We start from the raw sequence: 23,213 nt of genomic DNA, 5'->3' as shown, positions 1-23,213 counted from the left end.
CCTTGTTCCCAGCCATTCGCGGGCCGAATCCCGCTCCCCGAAACCTTCCGTCCATTCAGGTACAGTCTGGCGGCCGAAACTGGGCCGTAGCGGAAGGGCGGCTTTACGCTTGCGGCGCGGCGTTGACAGACCTTCTCCGCATGCGTTCCAGAATGTCCTCCGCCACGTCCAGAACCTCTTTCGCCACCACCGGCTTATCGCCCCTACGGATCTTGAGCGCGATCAAGAGTGGTTCGAGTGATCCTCCCCCCGGCCCGGCCAAAAGCCCCTCGAGGAGTTCGGCCCGCCCATGATTGGCAATCTCGATAGCACTGTCGACGAACGCGGGGATTAACTCCATCCTGCTAGGTATCATCGGCAGCACCTCGGTCAGCAGACTAAGAATTTCCGCGTCATCGCCATGCCGGGCATAAAGCGCTGCCAGCTCAAGCTTGGCCTCAGCAAGCTCTGGATCGAAATCCACCGCGTCACTCAGATCCTCAAATCTCTCGTGAAGCGACCGGTCCTCAAGGCGGCCACGTGCGAGAAGTACGAGTGGGTGTCCTGGGGCAATCTCATGCGCGGTGTCGATCAGTTCAACCGCTTCGTTGCTTTCCGAAATGCGCGCGAGGGCGGTAAGCGCATGGATTCCTTTAGGATCGATCTTAATCGCCCGATTTAACAGAACTCGAGCGGCAGCGAGGTCTTGTTTGCGAATGGCGATTTCACTCCGGAGCAGCAGGCTGCAATAGCAGCGATCGTTGACGCTCAGCGCGTCCGCCACGAGTTGGTCGGCTCGGCTGTCTTCGCCGCGGTGAACCAGCAGCTCGGCAAGGTCTTTCAACGGCCCGCAGTGCTCGCCTTGCCCCTTTTCAATTGCCTTGCGTAGCGCATGCTCGGCTTCCTCCGCACGATTGGACTTTTTTGCCAGCAACTGGCCAAGTAGGAGCCAAGCCCGCCCATCATCGTCCTGGTTTGATGTGATTGCGCGCCGGTACGTCTCTTCCGCCGCGTCTTTGTGATCGATAAGCTCAAAGATCTGGCCAGCGAGTAACCATCCGCTAGGCTCGTCGAGGTGCTTTCGCAGACAACGCCCTGCGACCTCGGCGATTTCACTGTCGGTCGCGTCGCCTAGCTGCATTGCGCGGGCCAGATGCCAGAAGAGGATCGGCGACGAAATTTCCCGCGCGAACGCCTCGCTTATTGCTCCTTGGGCGCCCTCGGCGTCACGTTCGACACTGATGAGGAACGACGCTAGATCAGCCCAGTCTTCCCACTCGTCTGAGGCGAGCGCGGTTTGTCTTAGCAACGCTGCAGCTTCAGCGTTACGGTCTTGTTCGTGGAACAGCTCCGCGAGCGCCCGACGGGCGCGGCGCGGATCATCGAGCTGCGCAATCGCACCCGATAGCATTTGCTCGGCTTCTTCGCCGCGACCGAGTTGCGTCAGCAATCGGCCAAATTGCGCAAGATCTGCGTCCGTGAGTGCCGAGATCTTTGCAGCGCTACGATATAGCTCGGCGGCCGCTTCTGGCTGACCATGCTTGTTGCGTAGCTTGGCGAGCTCGATGATTGCTCGAGGCGCCTTCGGATTGAGATCAATTGATTTCTTCAGCGCAATCTCCGCTTCGGTGTCCCGGCCCGCCGCAGCAAGAACAGTGCCGAGCATGCTGTGCGCCGCCATGTCGCCGGGCTTCATCTCAACCGCTGTCGTGGCTGCAGCGATCGCCCCTTCATGATCCCGACTAAACAGGCCAATCATCGCGCGCAGCATCCACGGCTGGATAGCGTTCGGCTTGAGCGATGTCGCCTCGGCGGCATATGCGGCAGCATCCGCGAAATTCCCTTCGTTTAGCGCGGTCCGCGCGGCATCGAGGGCGGCGCTATAAGCATTGCGCGGCTTCGGGCCGTAAACGTCCTGATCCTGCTCGGGTGAATAGCGCTGCACGAACTCGTCGCGCTGGAGCGATCGTAGGAAATCGGGAGGCGTGAGCCGAAGCATCTCGGCGCGAGCGGCTTCCGGAAGACCCTTGAAAATCGCATCGAACAGCGAGTGGTGATCGCCACGCTCCGACGGTTCGATCCGGCAGGCTTCGAACGCCAGCTTGGTTGTCGTGTCGACCAGTTCCTTCTGATCATAATATTGCGTCATGAACGCCACGAGAGCGCGGACGCGGTCGGACGGATGGGTTCGCCGGCGCATGAGATAATAGATGTTAAAAAGGCGCTCGGCCGCGTGATAAAGGATGGACCTACCCGGCCCCGGGCTCTTCTCGACCATGCCTCGTTCGGACAGGCGGTTCAGTGCCGCGGAAGCAAGGTTGATGGTGACGCGCGCGGCCTCGGCCACTTGCTTGGCCGAGCTCGGGTCCCAGGCCTCAAGAAGCGTGACGAACACCTTGCGCTCGCCGCTCGGGAGAAGGTCGAGCTGATTTTTGAAGTATTCGGTGTTTTGGTCGATGAGCCGGTTGAGGTTACCCATAAGGTCGCTGAGCGATGGCGTTTGCATGAACTCCGCGAGGATGTGGATCAACCTCGGGCTGCCGCCGGTGAGAATTTGCAGCGGGCGGATGCGGGTTTTCTCCGCCTCGAGGCCCGTCAGCCCCTTCCATAGCGCCTGGCATTCCTCGAGCGTCAGCGGGCGGAGCGGTATGACCGAGAAGCCATGCGGCAGCATCTCGCTGTCTTCGTCGCTGGTCCGTTCGACCGCGGTCGCCAGCACGCCGAACAGACTTTGATCGGACATGATCGCGACCAGCTCGTCTGGATCTCCGGCAAGCTGATCCTGCATGATCATGTGCAGATTCTCGACGATGATGAGGAACCGCTTGTTCGTCGTAGCCGCCTGCTGGCGAAAGAAGCCGAGACAATGCGAGCGCAGCATCACCTCGTCGGTGATCGTGCGTGCCGCAGCGTGCCAGCTTTCCGCTTCCTCCCATTGCGGTTGCTGTGCAAGCTGGAACAGGCATTCGAGCAGCAACTCGCCCGGGGTGGTGACCGTGTAGCTTTCTTCGCTAAGGAATATCGGTTCCCACCGCTCGCGCAGGAACAGGTTGGTGCGCACCTCCGCCAGAACGCGACGACACATCGTCGTCTTGCCAGCGCCCCGGGGGCCTAGAAGAAGGAAGCGCTCGCCCGCGCCAGGCTCCTGGCCTTCGAATCCGGCTAAGATCCGCTGAAGCTCGGATAGCCGTACCAGAAACGTCGCGATCGACTGCGCGTCCGACATGAAGCCTGGGTTGAACGTGTATCTCTCAGCCATGCGCGCACCTCAAGGAAGAGCCACTAGAGAAAACTGCACATCAATGCCAGCAAAATTGCTGAGAAGCCTTGAGCTTTCACGGAAACAATTATACATGCGTTGCCAGCGGTTTTGCTGGGAAGGCGCGATGATGGTTAGGTCATTGAAAAATAGAAAGAGTGGCGAGGGTCGAGCCGATTCGGTCATGCCGCCCATGACCGCCGCCCAGCGGAACTGGCTATTAGGCCCTGATCCACAAACGACTTCGAGGACCATCTGATGCGAACTGCCGCTGCAAACGACGCTGATCTGGCCAAGGGCATCAGTGCAAGTCGCGCGCTTCCCGATCCCGCGCTCGGGACGCTGTGGGACTCGATCGTGCTCAATCCTTCAATCAAGGGGCAACTGCTCTCGCAAGCGATGCTCAATTTTACGATGCGCCCGAAGGTGCCGCGTACGGTTCTGCCGCTCCACGGGGTGATCCTGATGGTCGGGCCGCCCGGTACCGGGAAGACCTCGCTCGCCCGTGGCCTTGCCCATCGCACGGCGGAATCGTTCAAGGGCGCATCTTTCCGGCTGCTCGAAATCGAGCCCCACACGCTGACGAGCTCGGCCATGGGCAAGACGCAACGCGCCGTTTCCGAACTGTTCGCGCAGTCGATTTCGGAGGCAGCGATGCAAGGCCCAACAATCGTGCTGCTGGACGAAGTCGAGACCCTCGCGGTTGACCGGTCCAAACTTAGCATGGATGCCAATCCGGTCGATGTGCATCGCGCAACCGATGCGGTTCTAGTCCAGCTCGACGCGCTCGCCGATCGCCACAACAATCTGCTTTTCCTTGCGACGAGCAATTTCCCGCAAGCAATCGACAGCGCCTTCACCTCACGCTGCGACCTGGTGCTCGAAATTCCGTTGCCCGATAGACATGCGTGCGAACTCATCCTGCGCGACTGTCTCGCCGGACTGGCAAAAATCTACCCCGCGATCGGCGAGCTCGCTTTGCATCGCGACTTCCCGGCTTGCGCTGCCGCGAGCGTTGGCCTCGACGGCCGCGCCATTCGCAAGATGGTCGCCAACGCCTTCGCCACGTCCCCCGAGATCGCCATGCACCCTGAGCGCCTGAGCGTGACGCAGCTGCTCGCCGCCGCAAAGGCGACCAACAAGGGGCGCGGTGCGGCCGAGGGGAGTGCGGCACGATGAGCACCGTTGTCCGCCGTGCTTTCGCCAGCAGTCCCGCGCGCGACGCGCGCGAGACCTGGATGGCGATCGTCGATCTCCTGACAAAGGCATGCCCTGCCGCAGACCGCGAGGAACTGATCGCGGTGGCGGGAACCGCCGCGAGCACGATTTCCGATCAGGCTCCCCGCGATGTGCCGATCGTCGTGACCTGCGACGGCCCGCGCACGCGGATCTATTGCCTCTACGACGAGGACGCCGTCGAGGGGTCGGACAGCAACGAAGATGTTCTCGGCTTCGATCCCCTGCAGGGTGACTGGGCGATCTCCTTGCCTTGCCTCGCCGACGATTTTGCCTGGGTTCAGTCCGCGCTGGCGCGCCACAGCAAGCGCATCACCGCCCGCGACGTCTCCGACGGCCTCGCCGCCGATGCCGGAACCAAGAGTGAGGCGGCGACTGGCCTCACCTTCGATCCAGCAGGGTTCCTAGGATCATGACGACCGTTTCAGCCTATTCCTACACGCACTCCACTACCTATGTCGCAGACAACATCCTGAAGAGCTTCAAGGATATCATCCGGCTGTCCGGACTCGATCCGACGAAATTCGTCGATAATTGGGAGTTGTATCGCCGCGGCATCAAGGAATGGCTCGAATCGGGCCATTTGACCCGCGTCGTCCTCGAGATATTCCACCCGCGGACCGACGCGTTGATCATCCGTTGGGACATCGACATTGCGTATGAATGGTCGAGCGGCGACGGCAGTTTCTACACCGACACCGACCAGCTCCGCTACGCGATCCACAAGGCGGGTATCGCACCGTCCGAAGCCAAATACGACATGCTCCTGAGGGTCAAGCCGGGGCATCCATCGGTGACGGGGTGGAACGATGGCGCCGGTCGCTCGATCGACGGCTTCTCTCGCCACGCGCTTGGCACCACCATCGAACATAGCGGGTTGGGCGCCAGCGCCGCTTATTGGAGGCGTGCATGACGCTCACCGTCGACGAGGCATTTCGTAAGTTTAAGAGCAGGCTCGAGCTCAATGCAAAGGAGCAGGCCGACGCGAGCAAGCGGCACACCGAAGTGCGCGACTTCCTGCGCACGCGCTTCGCGATCGACCGCGATTTCCTAACGGGATCATACAAGCGCTGGACCAAGACCAAGCCCCTCAAGGATATCGATATCTTCTTCGTGCTCGGCGAGGCCGAGCGAGACTATCGCGACAAGGGTCCCGACACCGTCATCGACGATTTCCACGCGGCACTGATCGACAAGTATGGCGAGGCTGCGGTCCGTAAGCAGGGTCGATCAGTTTGCGTCTCGTTCGGGGTCGTGCCCGACCAGGATGACAACACCGACTATCAGGTGCTGAGCATTGACGTCGTCCCGGCCTTTGCCGATGGCGACAATTACGAGATTCCTGATCGCGACTTGGGTAAATGGATCAAGACCAATCCCGAAATCCATGCCGACAAGGCAACCGCGGCGCACCAATCCTTTTCCAGCGAGTGGAAGGGTCTGGTCCGGATGGTCAAATATTGGAACAACAATCGCCAGCATGGCGAGAAGCCGGTCAAGCCGTCTTTCCTCATCGAAGTGATGGCGCTCGAATGCCTGTACGGGGGCTGGCACGGCCGCTTCGACTACGAGATCCAGTCCTTTTTCGCGACACTGGCCGATAGGATCCTTGACCAATGGCCCGATCCCGCAGGGCTGGGGCCGCCGATCAGCGACGGGATGGACGCGGCACGTAAGGCGCGCGCGCGGACGCTGCTTCAGACGGCGAGCCGGGAAGCGAGTGCGGCGATCGACCATGCCCGGCGTGGGCGGAATGGCGAGGCGCTCAAGGCGTGGCGCGCGCTGTTCGGTCCGAAGTTTCCGCTGTCATGAGCGACTGGTCCCTCTCGACGATCCTCGCCACGCTACACGAGGATATCCAGCACCGCCTGCGTTCGGTACGGGCAACTCTCGCCCATCCCGGCACCAAGGGAGATGGTAGCGAGAATGTTTGGCTGGATCTGCTCGGGACCTACCTCCCGCAACGCTATCAGGTCGCTAAGGCCTTCGTCGTGGATAGCCATGGAAATTTCAGCCAACAGATCGACCTTGTGGTGTTCGATCGGCAGTACACGCCGTTCATCTTCAAGATCGAGGGACAGACGGTAGTGCCCGCCGAGAGTATCTATGCGGTCTTCGAGGCCAAGCAGACCCTTGATGCGGGCATGATCGCCTATGCGCAAGAAAAGGTCGCCAGCGTGCGTAGGCTGGATCGCACAAGCCTGCCGATCCCGCATGCAGGTGGCACGTATGCTCCCAAGTCGCCAATACGTGTTCTTGGCGGCATATTGAGCTTTGAGAGCGAGTGGTCGCCGCCGCTCGGCGAACCGCTACGCAAAGCCCTGGCCGCCAATCTTGACGAGGGCGTGCTCGATATCGGCTGCATCGCTGCCCATGGCCACCTGTTCCGCCGCGATGACCATTTCGAATTGGTGGAGGCGGGCAAGCCTGCCACCGCCTTTCTGTTCAAGCTCATCGCTATGCTGCAGCTCAGCGGTACGGTGCCGATGATCGATATCGAAGCCTATGCCCGCTGGCTGGCTGAATAGCAGCGCCCATGCCGCGTAATCTCATCCTGCTGCTCGATGGCACCAGTAACGAGGTCAAGGACAACCTGACCAATGTCGTGAAGCTCTATCGCTGCGCCGAACGCAGCGACAATCAGCACGTCTTCTATCATCCCGGCATCGGCACTGTGCCGCTGACCACCGACTGGAGCCCCGCCGCGCAAAGCGCGATCGCGGCGTTCGGGCTCGCCACCGGCTGGGGCCTCGATGCCAATATCCTCGCTGCCTATTGCTATCTGATCGATATCTATGAGCCGGACGATCGGATCTTTCTCTTCGGATTCAGCCGCGGCGCCTATACCGCACGCGCGGTTGCCGGCCTGATTCACCTGATCGGCCTGCTCGAACGCGATCAGCGCAACCTCGCCGAATATGCGCTCAAAGCGTATAAGCGCGCACATAGGGAGGACCGGCTCGACATCGCTTGGCAGTTTCGTCGCGTGATTGGCGGGCGCCGGGTGCCGATCCATTTCCTAGGGGTCTGGGACACGGTCGCCTCGGTGTTCGTGCGCCCAGGGTTGCTGCGCTTCCCCAGCCAATCCTTCCTGCCGTACACTAAGTCAAATCCGAGCATCCGCGTCTTCCGCCAAGCAGCGGCGATCGATGAACGTCGACGCATGTTCCGGCTCTACCACTGGACGCCGGACCAGAGCGTCAAGCCCGATCCGTTCGCCGACGCAGAAGGCGCGCAGGATCAGCAAACCGTCTGGTTCGCCGGGGATCATTCCGATGTCGGCGGCGGCTGGGTTGAGACCGAGAGTCAGATCGCCAAATTCCCGCTGATCTGGATGGCCCGCTGTCCGTCGTCAGAACATTCGGCACAACTCGCGGCGTAAATTAGCGGAGTGCGGACCTCGTCTGGGGGTTGATGTTAGGCGGCGAGCTTGCGGTGTTGCAAGCGCCGATGTTCGATGGTCTGTCGCTTGATCCTTTCGCGCTGTTTGATGATGGCTGGAGCCCTGCCGAAGTAGGCATCGGCGGGCGTCACGTTGTTCAGGCTCTCGTGGTAACGCTGGTGGTTGTAGTACTCGACGAAGGCCTCGATTTGGGCTTCGAGGTCGCCGGGCAAAAAGTAGTTTTCCAGCAGGATGCGGTTTTTCAGGGTTTGGTGCCAGCGCTCGATCTTGCCCTGGGTTTGCGGGTGCATCGGGGCACCGCGCACGTGGCTCATCTTCCGGGCCTCAATGTATTCAGCCAATTCGCCGGCGATGTAGCTGGGGCCATTATCCGACAACAGCCTGGGCTTGTGCAGCACCGTGGCGCTGTCGCAGCCCGATGCGCCAAGGGCCAGGTCGAGCGTGTCGGTCACATCCTCGGCGCGCATGTTGGTGCACAGTTTCCAGGCGATAATGTAGCGCGAGAAGTCGTCGAGCACGGTCGACAGGTACATCCAGCCCCACCCGATGATCTTGAGTGGAGTAGGAAGCGCATAAGCGCTTCCCCTCCCCGAACCGTACGTGCACCTTTCAGCGCATACGGCTCTCTATTCAACCTTGGTCCAAGGCCATGGCGACATCACGATAGCGGGAGGTGACGGTGTTTCGGAGCTCGTCCCGATAGATGTAGGGATTTCGCTCCGGATTCCGCCACCGGAACTGCATCTTCTGGCTTGTGACCAGTCGTCGCAGCGCCTTGCCGACGGCATTGCCCTGATTGCTTCGACCGTAGACCAGCCACGTCTTCGATTGGCCGGTTTCCGGCATGCGGTACCATTTACGCATCAAAGGCTTGATACGGGACCGGTACTTCTGCGCCAACCAGTGCGCCATTTTCCAGAACACGACGGTGTCGATGCGCCGGAATGTGCGCGCCGTGAAGTCGGTGAACCTGTAGAACGCAGCCCATCCCGCCAGCTGGCGGTTCAGACCGTCGATCATGTCCACCGCGGCAACCTCATGATTGCCGGAGAGAGCCTCGACCAATCGGCGAGCGAAGGTCTTGGCCTTCTCCTTGGGTATCGTTGAGACCACGGACATGCGTCCGCTCGATCCCCGCCTGCGGATAATCCGGTGCCCGAGGAACACGAACCCGTCGTCGACGTGGGTGATATGGCTCTTGTCCATATTCAACGTCAGCTTCAGGTCGTCTTCCAGAAAGGCCCGGCATTCCTCGCGGATGGCCTCGGCATGTGCCTTGGTGCCCTTGACGATGACAACGAAGTCATCGGCGTAACGGCAGTAGGCGACAGCAGGTTTCCATTGCCGGTTCTCGCGAACCGTGATGGGGCGCCCCTGCTGGATGCCGAAGTTCCATGCCCAGCGATCCTTTCGCGCCTTGTCGCTCAGGTATTTCGCCTCCAGCCACGCATCAAACTCATGGAGCATGATGTTGGACAGGAGCGGCGACAGCACGCCGCCTTGCGGTACACCTTCGCTTGAGGCGACGAACAGGCCACGGTCGACGTGGCCCGCCTTCAGGAATCGCCAGAGCAGATCAACAAACCGATCATCCCGGATTCGCCGCCGAACGCAGCGAAGCAGAAGCCGGTGGTGGACCGTATCGAAGTAGCTCGCCAGATCACCTTCGATGATCCAGCGGCCCCGCGCTCCGGCACCACTATCCTGCAACTGTATCTTCACGGTCCGGACAGCGTGATGCACGCTGCGTTCCGGCCTGAAGCCGTAGGAGAGGCGATGGAAGTCGCTTTCCCAGATCGGCTCCATGGCCATCAGCATCGCGCGCTGGACGATGCGGTCTTTCAGGGTCGGGATACCAAGTGGTCGTTTCTTGCCATTGGCTTTCGGGATATAGATTCGCCTGACCGGCTGCGGGTGATAACTCCCCGTCAGCAAGTCCGTTCGCAGACTGGCCAGCTGTTCTGCCAGTACGGCCTGCATCCGTCGCTTGTCCATTCCGTCGATGCCCGGCGTATTGGCGCCACTCGACGCCAGCACGATCCGAGCCGCCTCGGCAAGCCACGCCCGATCGGCAATGAGCCGGAGAAGGCGATCGAACTTGCGGTTCTGGTCGCTCTCGGCCCACGTCGCGAGCTTGTGCTGCATTTCGCTGATTATCAAAGGTCTTCACCTCGTTTGGTCAGGTAGTTTGCACTTCAAGCTGATTGAACTGTCCCCCTTCGCCATGTGACAGGCTTTCCCTGTCGCGGACTACTACGGGGACTCCGCCAGCACGGTGGACATCGGGGCCAACTCCCTTGGCATTCCATCATGCCTTCCCTCGTTCATATGCTGGACTTTCGCGCGCTGGGGAGGCTGCCGGTCGCAGTCCTTGTCCTTGCGTCCCGCAAGTCGATGCCGATGCCATGGCCTGGCTGCATTCTCTCCATGGCTCCATGCGGACGGGCTACATTTCCGGCCACATTCGGATGTCGCCGACATACGTCTCCGGCGCCATCATCAGCATTCCGCCTGTTAAGCCGTGTAGGCGAAGGCGACATTTCAGCCCTCGGATGCGGATTAACCGGTTCGTGTTCCTCAACCTTCCAGCGCTACAGCCTCGGGGACCATCTCGGCGTAACGGCTTCGCCTCAATCCCCTTTACCTGCGGGCTACGTCACCCTGCCAGTTGACGGCAGGTCACCGCCGCTTGGGCTCATGCCCCCTCACAGCAGAGGGCAAGGCATTCGTTCAGTTCCTCCTTTCTCCTTTGCATTCCAGTCATATGCACCCCGGACCATCCGGGACGAGGCGCACAGTAGGTAAAATCAGTCTGCCACATCTCGTTTACCCGCGTGGTCTTGGTGTGGAACTGATCGGCGGCCTTGATCACGACATAGGCCGGGCTGGTGATCAGATCGTGGGCCTTCAACAGACGGTAAACCGTGGCTTCCGACACGAAGTAGCGCCTCTCATCGGTAAAACGCACCGCCAGTTCCCGGGGGCTTAGCTCGGACTGCCCCAGCGCCAGCTCGATGATCTGATCATGGATGTCAGGCGGGATCCGGTTCCACACCCGGCTCGGTGTCGATGGCCGATCCTCCAGCGCCTCCGGGCCGCCTTCGAGGAACCGGTCGTACCAGCGGTAGAAGGTCCGACGGGCAATGCCGAGCTCGTCCAACGTGTGCTTGGCTGGTAGGTGCGATTGCTCGACGATCCGGATGATCTCGAGCTTCTCCGATGCTGGATACCTCATTCGTCGTCGCCCCCATCCGCGATCATACTTTTTTTGAGCAGACGGTTTTCGAGCGTCAGGTCGGCAACGCATTCCTTCAGGGCACGGGCTTCGCGGCGCAGGTCCTGCACCTCGCCGGTGGTTGCGGCACGGGCAGTGTCGCCAGCCAGGCGACGCTTGCCCGCTTCCATGAACTCCTTCGACCAGGTGTAATACAGGCTTTGGGCGATGCCTTCCTTGCGGCACAGCTCGGCAATGCTGTCCTCGCCGCGCAGGCCATCCAGCACGATCCTGATCTTGTCTTCGGCCGAGAAGTGCCGACGGGTCTGCCGCCGGATGTCCTTCACCACCCGCTCGGCAGGGGCCTTCATCGGCGATTTTTTTAAGGAGTGTTGGGGCTTCATCTTCGTTCCTTCGTCACTACGACGAAGCCCCAACACTCCTTAAATCACAACCTCAAATCTGTGCCATTGGTGCTGACGGGGAACAGGCGACGATGGCGATGGGACGGACCTGGCGACGAGCAGTGATTCTGCCGATGATTTCGTCTGCGCCGATCGCATGGCGTCGCTCTGGTATGGCAATAGACGGCGTCCAACGCGCAGGCGCTGACCGGGTCACACCGCATCTCAATCAGCCACCTTCGCTTGGCAGGTCGGAAGGACGCGCGACCGAGCGATGACACAATCTCGGCGGTGGTGCGTTGACGCTTTGTAGACCTCCATCATGCAGTCGGCCATCGGATCAAACCCGACTGATGTTGCGGCACTACCGCAATTGTATCGACGAGGGCCATTGGCTGTGGGGACCAGGTAGCCATCCTAGTGTGCGTATGCCCTGTGCCGATCGCCGAGAACCTGGGGCAAGTGAGTAATACCGGAGTAGTTAGTCCCCTGTTGTAACTTGGCGACCTACTGGAGATAAAGCCCGCATGAATGGCCTGATCCATAAGTTTCTGATCTACGCGCCTGGCGCTGCGACGACACTGATAATCGCCGCTGCTGGCGTGTGGGACGGACTGCGCGACGCAATTGCAGCAGGAGCCAGCAACGCTGTCATCGCCATGGGCAATCCCTTGGCGGCTATCGGCTGCCTTGTCTCAGCCGCAGCCTATATTGCAGCAATCTTTTTTACCAATGACGGCGGTGAGAAGGCGGCGGAAGCACGGGCACAAACTGCGACCGAGAATGCCCGCGCGCGGCGGCATCTTGTCACCGTCGGCCGCTCGCTGGCCAACGGCTTTAGCAAATCGCACGATAACCGCACGCTGCTGGAGTATATGCAAGCTGACGGCGGATACGCGAGGCTCCGCCCGCACTTCTCGAAGACATTTACTGCGCTTCTCAATTCGGGCGCGGGCGACCAAGAAGCGATGCATAAAGCCCTGCTCGACGAGATGGACCGTCTGGAGCGCAAATGGAGGCTGGTCTAGGTTGTCCGCCGCAGCATAAAATCATGCTGACACGAACCGAAATCCAAGAGGAACCATTCAATTAATATGGAATTTGAAGTCGCTGCAGCGGCCGAAAAAATCGAAGCTCGCCGCTCCGCAGGCGGCGCGGCGACGGGTGGCGGCATGAATTTCCAGGCGGCGGTTACGGCCATTTGTTTGGTTCGTATGGCGCGCGGCTCTGCGCTAGGCTGGCTAGAGGGGCTGATCCATGACGTTCCTATTGCCGTCACGGCGGAAACAAATGGCCCCGGTGACGACATTCGCGTAGATCTTGTGGGCGGTGAAGTCGCAGAAATTCAGGTCAAGCGCGGTCTCAAGAAAGGCCAAGACCTATGGGACGCCGTGTCGAACCTCGCCGATGGATTATCGAAAGGCGATATCGCATTTGGAGTCCTGGCCGTTTGCCCTAACAGCAGCCAGACGCTGCGCCGTTTCCTTGCTCGCGACATTCGCCGCCTTGGTGACGGCCTCACCGAAGGGATGAGCGCCATCGGCTTGGAACTCGTAGCCAAACTCGAGGTTGCGGGCATCGACCCTCAAAACATCTGCTGCAGGCTTCGCTTGGTCACGGTTTCGGCGTTGAGTGGCGCTGATGCGGCATCGATCGACGCGGCCAAAGCCGACCTAGGTCAACTCTGCGAGCGACGCGATCAGATCGATAATGCCTGGCTGGCACTTGAGGCCGATGCCGACGCGCTGATCGAAAGGCGCGGCCGGCGTGATCTCACCAGTCTCGTGCGCTGCCTTCGCGCCCGTCAGATCGCTCTTAAAGCAGACACATTTGCGGGACCCGTCATTCTGCTCGAGCGCGTGACCCATTGGAACTTCGAAGCCCACACGACCTTCTCGATCATCGGATGCCGCAAGCCGCTCCAAATCGATCACGACTGGCTTGCTCTGGTGGCTGTCGTGCGAACAACACCCGCAGATCCGGCCATGGATGGGGAATTCAGTCTTGCCGACGCGCTCAAGGCCTATCACGGCTGGGAGCGACTCTCGCGGGATCGGGACAGCCAGACGGTCAATCCGGAAACGCTGGGCCGCTTTATCAAGCGCGTCGTCGTCGTGGCTGGTCCCGGCCTCGGCAAATCTACGATGCTTAAGCGGATCGTGCGGCGCTACAGCGAGGACGGGGTTCCGGTCCTCCGGGTTCGCCTTGCGACGGTCGCGGCGAGCATGCGTGCGGGTATGACTTTCGAAGAGGCCGTGTTCCGCCACGGTTTGGACGGCAGCGGCTTATCTGTCGAAGAAGTACGACGAGCGGGCTGGTCGAATTGGCTGCTCCTCGGCGATGGCCTCGACGAATGCGGCGACCTGCAGCACGAGGTCGCCGATGGGGTCGAGCGGTTCGCAAAGGGCTATCCCGACAGCAGGATCCTCGTCACGACCCGCCCGGTGGGATACCGCGCCGGGCACTTTTCCGAATGGCGCCACTATGATCTTGTGCCGCTCGAACCGTCGGAAGCGCCCCGACATGTTGCATCGTTGCTGGCGGCGTTATCCGACGGCCGTGAGGAGGCCAAGTGGTCCAAGCTCGTCGCAGAGCAGTTGAAAAATAAAGAAATCTGCGAGATCGTCGGGCGCACACCGCTCCTGCTAGGCATGGCGGCCGCTGTGCTGGCGAGCGGTCAAACGCTAGGGACCACTCGCGAGACATTGTTTGAGCAAATCTTCGCACTCGTCGACGACATTCCGCGCCGCTCGGTCTCCAAACCTGCCCCTGAAGCGGTGCTCAATCGCTCGCTCGATATCCTAGCTTGGCACCTGACGGGCCAGCCCCTCCTGCCGTGTCCTGAAGTGGAACGTCTCTGCGCCACGGATCTCGCCGCCGAAACGGGCGATCCCTTCCTAAGGGCGATCAGCATCGTACAAGCGGCCATAGCTTATTGGGAAGACACTGGCCTGATCGAGCGGGTCGGGGCCGGCACGATCCGCGTCTACGGCTTCATTCACAAGAGCCTCGGCGAGTTCGCAGCCGCGCGCCATCTTTGCTGGTTGCAAGGACTAAGCCAACAACAAGCGCTGCAGCAATGCATGTCGGACAGCGCTTGGAACGAGGTTCTACGCTTCGCTGGGCTGCGCGGTCCCGCAGAGGAGATCGCGGCGCAGATCGCCGGACTCCCTAAGAGCAGCCCGGACCTCGCGGAAAAATTGGCATATGGCGCCCGCCTACTCGCGGAAGTGCCCGATCGAATTTCAGCACATACGCGCGAGCGGTTACTGGCATCAGTGTTCGACCTGATCGGCGACAACCGCGAGCCCAAGGCGTCTCGCCTTGGCAAATCGTTGATCGTCATCGCGAGGCACTTTCCCGAGGATGTCGCCCCGCAGGCAGCGGGGATCCGCCATGCGCCGCCAGTTTGGGCAAGGCTCGTTGCTTGGAATTGTCTCGTCGCCGCTGGCCCAAAGTTTTACGATGTCGACGATTTGATTGATGCGATCGAGCCCGCGATCTCTGCCGGCTGCATAGGTATGGAAACCAGTCTGGGTGGAGGCATGGTCCTGCGCGGTGGGGAGGCCGGCGACCTCACGTCTGAACTGGCGATAGCCGCCGCGTTGGCCATTGTGGCACGTTGCGAACGATCCGACGCCGAAGCGGTAATCAGCAAGATCTTCAACCTGATTGCTCGGCACAATTACGACTTCGCCAAGCGCGCTCGTGAACTGATCGGGCGGGAAGGCTGGAACGTCAGCATCGAGCACGAGCGCAATACTTTCATGGGTTTCGATCTAGGCGATGATTGGGACAAGGCCCAACTGCGCGGCGACCAGTTCGTGCTCGACGCTCTCGCGGGCGATGAGGTCGAAGAGGCCGAATTCGATGATTTCACGCGCCTGCTCAATCTCAGCGCCTTCGTGCAGATGAGCAATATGTCGGAAGTGCCCGCTTCCGACGTGTGGGCGTGGTCAAGGCTATTCGATCCTGCGCCCGCTACGCATGTGCTTCAGGTTTTTGCCGCCATCAGCGGGATAGATCCGGTCTTCCTGCGTAGCGAGGCTGCCCGAGCCAAGTACATTCTCCGAGCGTCATACCAAAAGCCGGTGAGCCAGCGATGGCCCTACCGCCTGCTGCACCTGCTTGAAAATGTCGATCCCCCCACGCCCGCATGGCAAATTGCGCGCAATCAAGAAGTCGATATGATCAAGATCGAGGCCGCCGTTCACCATCCGTCTCAGTGGATCGTGTGGATGGCGGCGAACCTGCTCGAACACTGCCTGGACGAGCCCAGTTTGGAAGCCTGCGTCGAGCGCCTGTATCGCGAAGGAGAAGGCTTCGCGCTCGCGGCGGGCGCTGGCATAGCCGGCGAATTGCGCCCCCAGTCCCGTATAACATTGACGATGTCTCAATTGGCTCGTCCGCTTCGGCGCGGTTCCCAGTACCTGTTCAATGGGCTGATTAAGTGGCGTGCGCTGCTCACGCGCGAATTGATGAGCGTGCTGGAAACCGGCTTGTTTGCGGTCGAAGTCGAGAGCGCATGCGCTGCGGCGGACTTGGTCGAGCATCTGGCCGAGCGTGACCCTGACTCTTTTACTGCGATGGGTGCGACGAATATCATCGACCGTAGCTGGCAGCATTGGCTAGCGCACGAAAAACCTTATCCGACGGGCAGCGGCGCAATCCCGCGAAGTCCTCGCGCCACGCTGGCTCGCGCGCTTATCCTGCTCGGAGAAGAAGACAAAGTTCTCACGCTTTCGCGCAGCGACAGTCGCTCTGACGTCAAGGACGTGGGAAAGGCACAGTTCCGAAAAGTGATAATAGCCTCGTCCGAAGCCTTTGACGGATTTCTCGCCGAGATCGAAAGCGCGAAGCTCTCACCGCATGAACTGGGCGAGGTACTGCGGGATAAGCCAGACCTGAGCGGTGAGCAAATCGATCGGATCGAGCAAATGCTTCGCTCGCCCTCTGATCGCCTGCGGTTCAATGCAATGGCCATCCTCAATGACCACTACCTTTCCGCCGAGGCGATCACCGCGCATGCCGATCGGCTACATTTGGATTCGAATAGGCAAGTCAGCGAACGGGCGGCTAGGCTTCGGCGCTAACGATGTCAGACGCGATACGGGTCGAGAGCTGGGATAGCCTTTGGTTGCCGCGATCAAGCGGACGTGCCGGACTGTCCATCTCCAACCTTGGCCGTCCCAGACTGTAGATTGCGGCGATGAATGTATGGCGGTTTTGTCGGGCCAGCGATCCAAAGCGGACTAACCGGAGTGTCCCCAATCCCGGTCAATGACTGCCGCCAAACTGAGCGACGCAGCTGATGCGGCATGTCGTTTGATCGATAGCTCGAAAGACAAACTGCATTGCGTTCATTGTTCGTTCTCCTTAGGTTGCATGCTCAGTTCCAGGAATATCCTGGTTGTCCGGGAATGGTGAGATGGACGAGGCGCGTGCCAGGCTTGAACAACTGATCGGCGAGCGTGGTTGCAACTATTCGGCGCTATCACGCCTGATCGGCCGCAATCCGGCATACATCCAGCAGTATATACGCAGAGGCAGTCCGCGTCGTCTTGAGGATCGCGATTGCGAAACGCTGGCGACATTCTTTGGCGTTGCGCCTGCCGAACTGGGAGCAACGCCGCCAAGCCCTGCGGACCTGCATGACCTCATACCTATTCCGGTGCTCGACGTCGCAGCGTCTGCGGGTCATGGCGCAATCGCCGATAGCGAGGGTCAGACAACGCAGTTTGGCTTTCCAAAGCAATGGCTTCGGCGCCTGACCCCATCGAGATCAAGCTACCTCTCGATAATCTGCGTGCGCGGGGACTCGATGGAGCCTACGCTGCATGATGGAGACGACGTCCTTGTCGACAGTGCGGATGGACTGGGTCGCCTGCGCGACGGCATCTACGTTCTGCGCATGGACGGCGCACTCAATGTCAAACGGATCGCGATCGAACCGCAGGGCAGTAAGATTTCGGTCATCAGCGACAACGACGCCTATCCCACCTGGTCGGGGCTTCACCGTCGCGCCGTCAACATTGTCGGCCGCGTGCTGTGGTTTGGCCGACCGCTGTAATCAAATTCCGATCTCCCAGGGCTTCACGATCGCGCGTTCGCGCTCTGGTTCTTTCCTTTCGCTCACGACTTCATCGCCCTTGCTTGATCCGGCTGCTGCCGGCTCCCGAAGCGCTCCGATCGTCTCGATCGCGGATTGCTTGGTTCCAGGGTTACGCTCGACTGCGGCCTCGAGTCGTGATGCGTTGTTGACGAACAATGTAAGTCCGTCCCGCAGCCGCGTGATCGTCACGAGGAACGTCTGCTGGTTGGAGAGGTTGCGCTCGCGGCTGTCCATGACGGCAATTCCGCGATCGGACGTGAGACCCTGCGCCATATGGGCGTTGAGGGCGTAAGCAAGGTCCAGTCGGCGGAGCATTGGATCGGCTTGCGCCAGTTCGTGTGTAATGCCGGTAGAAGTGATTAGACAGACTTTCCCATCGCGTATCTCGGTAATGCGTGCCTGATCTGCATTCACAAGGCCACGCTTATGATCGGTATCGGTCCAGCGGATACGATCACCGGCCCTCAGTTCGAGCGACTTGGCCTCAAATACGCGCATGACAGCATTTTCGCGCGAGGGCCGCAACTTGTCGGGGCGAAACGATGCGATCGCGCCTTGTTCGTTGGCAAGCGCGATGCGACCGGTTTTCAGGTCAATATCCCCGACCGACCAGGTGCCCCTGCCGATCTTCTGCGAACGGATGGTTCGATCGACATTGAGGATCATGCCGGGACGATAGCTCCCCGCATAACGCAGTTCCTCGTGGCTGACATTGACGCGCGACAAGACATCGAGCGCAATTGCCTCGCGACCCAGCTCCCCATTCGCTCGAAGCCCCGTCTGCACGGCACTATTGATCTCACTGCGCAGAGCGCGACCGGAGGCATAGATCGCGGTGCGCTCACGATCGTCAGGCGATAGTGCGAGCCAAGCCGCTGCGGCCCGTAAGGCAGCGCCTTCGCGCACCTCGAGCACATCCATGCCAAGCTTTTCCAGAGACCCCGAGATGTCTCCCTCCTGCGCGGCAGCCTGCGCATCGCGAAGCCTCGCGTCGCGGGCGCGCAAGTTGGTGTCCATGACGGCAGTCTCGATCCCGGAGCGCTGCATGACGTCGAAGGGCTTGCCGGCATCGACGGCACCCAGCTGCTTACGGTCGCCAATACTGGCAAAGCGCGCGACTTCGAGAACATTGGCAAGCCGCACCAGCTTCTCATTGTCGGCGTTGCCCACCATCGAGGCTTCGTCCAGCAGGACGACGGACCCGCGCATTTCGGCTCGGGCTGCTTGAAGGCGCGCCGACTCCGGATTGTCCAGAAGGTCGCGGTATCGTCCGAGGAAACGCGCGACCGTCATGCTCGGTATGCCTGTCTCGCGCTCGAGCATGCGAACGAGCGTGTTCTGTACCGCAAGGCCCAGAACCGCCCTGCCCTCCTCTCGCAGGATTTCAGCCACGGGCTTCAGGACAGTGCTCTTGCCTGCCCCGGCAACACCCTGGATCGCGACAATCCGGTTGGCAGAACCCAACAACAGTCGGGCCGCCGTTTCCTGGCCCCTGTTCAATGTCATCCCGTAGCGCAATTGCGACAGTGCCTGGGCCCGTGCTCCTGCCTCGCTTGCATGAACGATTGGCTCGCCATGACCGCGCCCGTCTTCCACGGCCGCAATGATCCGCGTCTCGGCGTCCACTGCGTGGGGCGTCGTCAGCATTGCGCGGTTCGCCCCTCGCCCGCGCACAAGCTGACCCTGACGGACGAGCTGGTCGATCCGCCTTTCAATCGCCGGCGTGGCGGCAGGGAGCCCGAAGCCCAATGCAGCGCGAATGATACTGGCCTTCGAGAAGGCCGCTTCCCGCTCCGACAGATGGCGCACCGCCGAGGCGACCGCGTGGATCGCCGCAATCTCCTGCGCGTCTCGCCCTGCCATGCGGGACGGCATCAGAGGGTCGCCGGCATTGCGTCCGAACTTTGCCGCAAGAGCCAATGCGAGGTCTTTCGCCCGTGTCGCGATATTCTGGACGGCGGCGGCCGCACGACCGACCTCCCCGAAGCCTGACGCGGCCCTTGAATTGGCGCAGGCGATAACCTGTGCCGGATCAAATCTGATTTCGGCAACTTTCGTCCGCCAGGCGTCGACAAGAGCAGCGCGGTCCTCGATTTCGGCCTTCTTCGCGCGGGTCATCAGCGTGGCCGCGTCGCGGGCAGCAGGTCCCTGGCTAGCCATATGGGCCACGGCATTCAGAACCTCTGCCCGCCGCGAACTGAATGCATCGCGGACTGATTTGGGAACGCCTGCGGCTTCAAAACTGCCATGCTTGCCACGCTCGCCTACTTCGTAGCCCAGCTGCTCGACCGACAGGCGAAAGCGCGCCATGACCATGGCATTGAGCAGTGTGTTGTGCTCCCACAGCTTGTCGTTGCGCAGCGAACGCCATTTGCCGTCTGGCCCTTGCGTTGCGTTGGCGATCACGGCGTGAATGTGGGCATTGGGCTCCTGATTGCGGTTCGTATCATGGACAAAGAGCGCAGCAACGAGATTGCCGGTCGCAACGACGCGGTCCTTGCCACGCACTTCGATACGGGTCTCGGCAAGGTTGCGTTCGGCCCAGCCCAGCGTTTCGCGCACGGCCCCAGCATAGGCATCAAGGATACGCCGGTCGCCCCCGACAAGAGCCAGGAGCGACCAGGATTTGGGCATCGAGAACGTGAGGTCCGTGCCGGCGCGGTGAGGACGCTTGTCGGTGCCGAGCCGGGTGCCATCCGGCAGAAATCCCTTAAGCACCGCCTCGAAGGCATCGACCTCGACTTGCCCTGACAATCCGAGTTTTTCGGCGCCTGCGCCAAACCACTCGCCCGACCGATCTGCGTCTGCTCGCGAATAATAATTGTCCGCGGCAAAGTACCTTGCAGCGCCTCCAGCGGTGCGAACATTGGCGACAGAGAGCATGGCCGTATGGTCCTTCTGACGAGCTTCCCGTGTCTCAGATCTCGATGTCGAACTGGCCGAGATCGCGCGCATCGGGCTCGATTTCGGGCACGCCTTCAAGGGCCACGCGTCGAGGATCGGCGAGTGGCAGTGACGCGCTCGATCGGCTTTGTGGCGCCACCTGATCTGAGGCACCTTCGCCTATGCGATCCGGCTCAGCACCCTCACCCTGCCCGGATGTTCGGCCGCTACGACCGACATGTACGCCTCGGCTCGCGTCCTGATCAGTTGCACCCGCACCGGTGCTTTCAGGTCGGGTCGAAGCGACACTATCGCGGCCGATAGGTGACTTCGGCCCGGTTTGCGGTGGATCGCCAGAAGCAGCCGTGAGGTCTGTGGCCACCAGTCCCGGCTGGTCCGTTTTCGGTTCTCGCTGGCCTTCAACTGGGCTTCCGAGGGCAAGCTCACCTTGTTTGGGCGTAACCCGCCGCCCGGCACCATCATCATTGGCCGAAGGGCGATTGTCGCCACCCTGCACGCGGTCCGAACCGTCCTGTTGGCCTGCCGATCCGTCCGCATCCTCTTTGCCAGTTGGCTGGCTATCGAGGGGTCTACGGATGAAGCCCTGGGCGCACTTCCTGCGGTCTACGGGCTTTAAGACGATGGCCCCTGCGGGGAAGCCATCAGGAAACTTGAGGTAGCCTGTCAGCCGCCGCAAGTCACCGAGCTCACTCGGCATGACCAGCATCTCGGTACTCTTGCGCGCACTCAGGCTGACCGCATCGCGGGCATTGTTGAAGCCATAGGTGTAGCCCTCCTCCATATCGTAGACTTCGTGCTCGCCGATGAACGTCGCGCACCACTTCGAGGTGTCGGGATCGGCGGTGCCCAGGATCAGCTTGGTCCGGGCCAGCGAGGACAGCGTCATCGCGATATTCTCGCCGTAGACCTCCTTGAGCTTGGCATAGGCATGGATGCCGGTGACGATCGCGCCTCCGAAATTGCGTGCAGTCTGGAGGCCTTTTTCTAGAGCCGGCAGGCGATGCAATGCCCCCAGTTCATCAAGGAAGAACCAGATCCGCACGTCCCTTGTCCGCTCGAGTGTCATCAGCGAATTCATCGCCGTATCGAGCCAGACCGTGAGGAGCTGCGAACAGACGCTGAGGTCGACATAGCGTGCCGAGATGAAGACAATTCCGCCATCCCCTGTGTCCTCCTCGATCCATTTTCGAACCGAAAAGCGTGGGCCCTCGCGCGGCAGAAGTTTCAGCGCCTTGGCATTCGCGTTGAACACCGCGCGGATCGACTCTGCCATGCGCGCAGCCTCGGGTGCCGTCAGCGGATCGGCGATCGTTCCGCGCATCAGATTGTGCACTTCGGACAAGTCGGCCGTCATCAACTGGCGTGAGAGCGCCTCATTGCTGGCAGCGCCGCGTGCGCGCAGCTTGAGGCACATTTCGACAAACAGCAGGCGTGCGGCGAGCACCCAGAACTGCTCCGAACCGCCGCCGTCGTGGGGCACCAGCGCTTCTGCCGCTGCCGTGAATTCGGCCTCGTCCCGGCATTCGTCGAATACGCTCCACTGAGGGCAACGTGCATCGAGCGGGTTCAGGATGACATCGCTTTTTGGGTCGTAGAAGTGCTCGATGAAGTGCCCGGTCAGGTCGAAGATCACTGCCCTCTGCCGACGCGCCCGGGCCTGTGCGACCATGTCCGAAAGCGCAACGGTCTTGCCCATGCCGGTGGTACCGATCAGCATCGCGTGGCTCTGCTCGAGCCGCCAGGGATAGGGAATGCCGGCGATTGACGATGGCTTGTAGGGGAATGCTTTTGCCAGCTCGGTACGGCTGCAGAATATCCATCGCCAGCCGAGCGCAGCGCGCCATTCCTTGCGCTGTTCCTGCCGGTTGAAGTCTCGTACTTGCCGGACAAGCTCGCGCATGGTTGCGATCTTCGACCCGCGCTCATGCTTCCTTTGCTTGGCGACCTTTCCGTACAGGGACGCGAGCCAGTACCAGAGTACGAAAAGGGGCACGAGCAGCAGGCCGGATACCATCAGCGCATGCACTGCCAGACCGGTCATATGGCTCCATGCCCGCACGATTGGCGGGAAGTTGTCGAGCATTGCGATCGGCAATGTCATGCTACCGCCCCACGACAACCTGAGAACCACGTCCTTTGCCGGATCGAACTCCATGAAGCGATAACCGGCCAGGTAAACGCGCATCCAGCACAAGTAGACCTCGTGGTCCGACAGCCCCCTCGAGAGCACGTCCCATGTGGTCCAGGCCATAACGACGAGCCCCACGATCAGCGGGGCCTTGAGCCCTGCTGCAAACATGAAGCTGAAGTGCTCGATCAGCTGGCTCCCGCGCGTGAAATTGCCGAGATTACGCTTCATGATCGCTTCCCTCGTCAGCGGTTTCAGCAACGCCTGCAGCCCGGCAGCGTGCGGTGAATGCCGTGTGCACACGCTCGCGCAATGCGTGATCGGCATGGCCTGCAAGCAGGGCATCGACGCCCACCATGGAGAAAAGCGACTGGCGATAGAGCCTGATCAGGATGTTGCGATCGCTGGTGACACCCACCTCGTCAGCACAGGCGCGCAGCACGACGCCGCGCAACCATTCGCTGACGCGCAGACCGTTTGTCGAAGCGGCAACCCGCACCCGCGCAGCGAGCTCAGGGCTTACGTAGACCTGAAGCGATATTGGTCGTGACATTGAATGACTCCCTGACCGGGA

Annotated in this window: 15 protein-coding genes and 2 pseudogenes; 9 read left to right on the top strand and 8 right to left on the bottom strand. The window is 61.0% G+C overall.

The features are described 5' to 3' along the window. Positions 1-103: 103 nt before the first annotated feature. Both LUA85_RS05190 and LUA85_RS05185 read right to left on the bottom strand, forming a co-directional pair. Positions 104-3,238 carry a tetratricopeptide repeat protein gene (locus LUA85_RS05190; RefSeq protein ID WP_231467534.1) on the bottom strand — a complete coding sequence of 1,045 codons (3,135 nt, stop codon included), beginning with the start codon at positions 3,236-3,238 and terminating at the stop codon, positions 104-106. A gap of 9 nt (positions 3,239-3,247) precedes the next feature. Continuing rightward, the gene (locus LUA85_RS05185; RefSeq protein ID WP_231467532.1) at positions 3,248-3,493 is read right to left on the bottom strand and encodes a hypothetical protein; all 246 of its coding nucleotides are present in this window, start codon (positions 3,491-3,493) and stop codon (positions 3,248-3,250) included. Between the two features lie 159 nt (positions 3,494-3,652). Here LUA85_RS05185 and LUA85_RS05180 point away from each other — a divergent pair, with 159 nt between their 5' ends. From LUA85_RS05180 to LUA85_RS05155, 6 genes are read left to right on the top strand one after another with little or no spacing between them, the layout of a single operon-like run. After that, the gene (locus tag LUA85_RS05180) at positions 3,653-4,417 is read left to right on the top strand and encodes an AAA family ATPase (RefSeq protein WP_231467530.1); all 765 of its coding nucleotides are present in this window, start codon (positions 3,653-3,655) and stop codon (positions 4,415-4,417) included. 59 nt (positions 4,418-4,476) lie between these two features. Beyond that, on the top strand, positions 4,477-4,890 hold the full coding sequence (locus LUA85_RS05175; RefSeq protein ID WP_231467528.1) for a hypothetical protein: 414 nt from the start codon (positions 4,477-4,479) through the stop codon (positions 4,888-4,890). After that, complete coding sequence (locus tag LUA85_RS05170) at positions 4,887-5,387, top strand: HORMA domain containing protein (RefSeq protein WP_231467526.1); 501 nt, start codon at positions 4,887-4,889, stop codon at positions 5,385-5,387. Before LUA85_RS05175 ends, LUA85_RS05170 begins: the two co-directional genes overlap by 4 nt. Further along, positions 5,384-6,286 (top strand): CBASS oligonucleotide cyclase, encoded by a 903-nt coding sequence (locus LUA85_RS05165; protein WP_231467524.1) that lies wholly within the window; start codon positions 5,384-5,386, stop codon positions 6,284-6,286. The genes LUA85_RS05170 and LUA85_RS05165 overlap by 4 nt, the downstream gene beginning before the upstream one ends. Next, positions 6,283-7,002, top strand: coding sequence for a DUF6602 domain-containing protein (locus tag LUA85_RS05160; RefSeq protein ID WP_231467523.1), 720 nt, complete (start codon positions 6,283-6,285; stop codon positions 7,000-7,002). Before LUA85_RS05165 ends, LUA85_RS05160 begins: the two co-directional genes overlap by 4 nt. 8 nt (positions 7,003-7,010) lie before the next feature. Continuing rightward, positions 7,011-7,856, top strand: coding sequence for a DUF2235 domain-containing protein (locus LUA85_RS05155; RefSeq protein WP_231467521.1), 846 nt, complete (start codon positions 7,011-7,013; stop codon positions 7,854-7,856). 35 nt (positions 7,857-7,891) lie between these two features. Here the strand turns inward: LUA85_RS05155 and LUA85_RS05150 are convergent. The 3 genes and pseudogenes from LUA85_RS05150 to LUA85_RS05140 all read right to left on the bottom strand — a co-directional run. Next, a pseudogene (locus tag LUA85_RS05150) lies at positions 7,892-8,440 on the bottom strand (transposase); the annotation flags it as partial. Positions 8,441-8,507: 67 nt separating this feature from the next. Continuing rightward, positions 8,508-10,037, bottom strand: coding sequence for a group II intron reverse transcriptase/maturase (ltrA, locus tag LUA85_RS05145; RefSeq protein ID WP_008828485.1), 1,530 nt, complete (start codon positions 10,035-10,037; stop codon positions 8,508-8,510). 637 nt (positions 10,038-10,674) lie between these two features. Continuing rightward, a pseudogene (locus LUA85_RS05140) lies at positions 10,675-11,495 on the bottom strand (helix-turn-helix domain-containing protein); the annotation flags it as partial. 527 nt (positions 11,496-12,022) lie between these two features. On the opposite strand from LUA85_RS05140, the gene LUA85_RS05135 reads away from it, so the two are divergent. From LUA85_RS05135 to LUA85_RS05125, 3 genes are all read left to right on the top strand, one after another. Beyond that, positions 12,023-12,523, top strand: coding sequence for a hypothetical protein (locus tag LUA85_RS05135; protein WP_231467518.1), 501 nt, complete (start codon positions 12,023-12,025; stop codon positions 12,521-12,523). A 66-nt stretch (positions 12,524-12,589) separates the two neighbouring features. Continuing rightward, positions 12,590-16,588, top strand: a complete 3,999-nt coding sequence (locus LUA85_RS05130; RefSeq protein ID WP_231467516.1) for an NACHT domain-containing NTPase — start codon at positions 12,590-12,592, stop codon at positions 16,586-16,588. A 335-nt stretch (positions 16,589-16,923) separates the two neighbouring features. Continuing rightward, entirely contained in the window at positions 16,924-17,565 is a 642-nt protein-coding gene (locus LUA85_RS05125) for a S24 family peptidase (RefSeq protein ID WP_231467514.1), read from the top strand. On the opposite strand, the gene mobF is transcribed toward LUA85_RS05125, so the two are convergent. The 3 genes from mobF to LUA85_RS05110 are packed head-to-tail and all read right to left on the bottom strand — an operon-like array spanning position 17,566 to position 23,192. Further along, positions 17,566-20,490, bottom strand: a complete 2,925-nt coding sequence (mobF, locus tag LUA85_RS05120) for a MobF family relaxase (RefSeq protein ID WP_231467511.1) — start codon at positions 20,488-20,490, stop codon at positions 17,566-17,568. Between the two features lie 34 nt (positions 20,491-20,524). Continuing rightward, positions 20,525-22,870, bottom strand: coding sequence for a type IV secretion system DNA-binding domain-containing protein (locus tag LUA85_RS05115; RefSeq protein WP_231467509.1), 2,346 nt, complete (start codon positions 22,868-22,870; stop codon positions 20,525-20,527). Beyond that, the gene (locus tag LUA85_RS05110) at positions 22,860-23,192 is read right to left on the bottom strand and encodes a hypothetical protein (RefSeq protein WP_231467507.1); all 333 of its coding nucleotides are present in this window, start codon (positions 23,190-23,192) and stop codon (positions 22,860-22,862) included. The genes LUA85_RS05115 and LUA85_RS05110 overlap by 11 nt, the downstream gene beginning before the upstream one ends. Between the last annotated feature and the right edge of the window lie 21 nt (positions 23,193-23,213).

It is taken from the genome of Novosphingobium sp. CECT 9465 (genome assembly GCF_920987055.1).
In the GTDB taxonomy this organism is placed as follows: domain Bacteria; phylum Pseudomonadota; class Alphaproteobacteria; order Sphingomonadales; family Sphingomonadaceae; genus Novosphingobium.
This window is presented reverse-complemented; position numbering and strand designations above follow the sequence as displayed.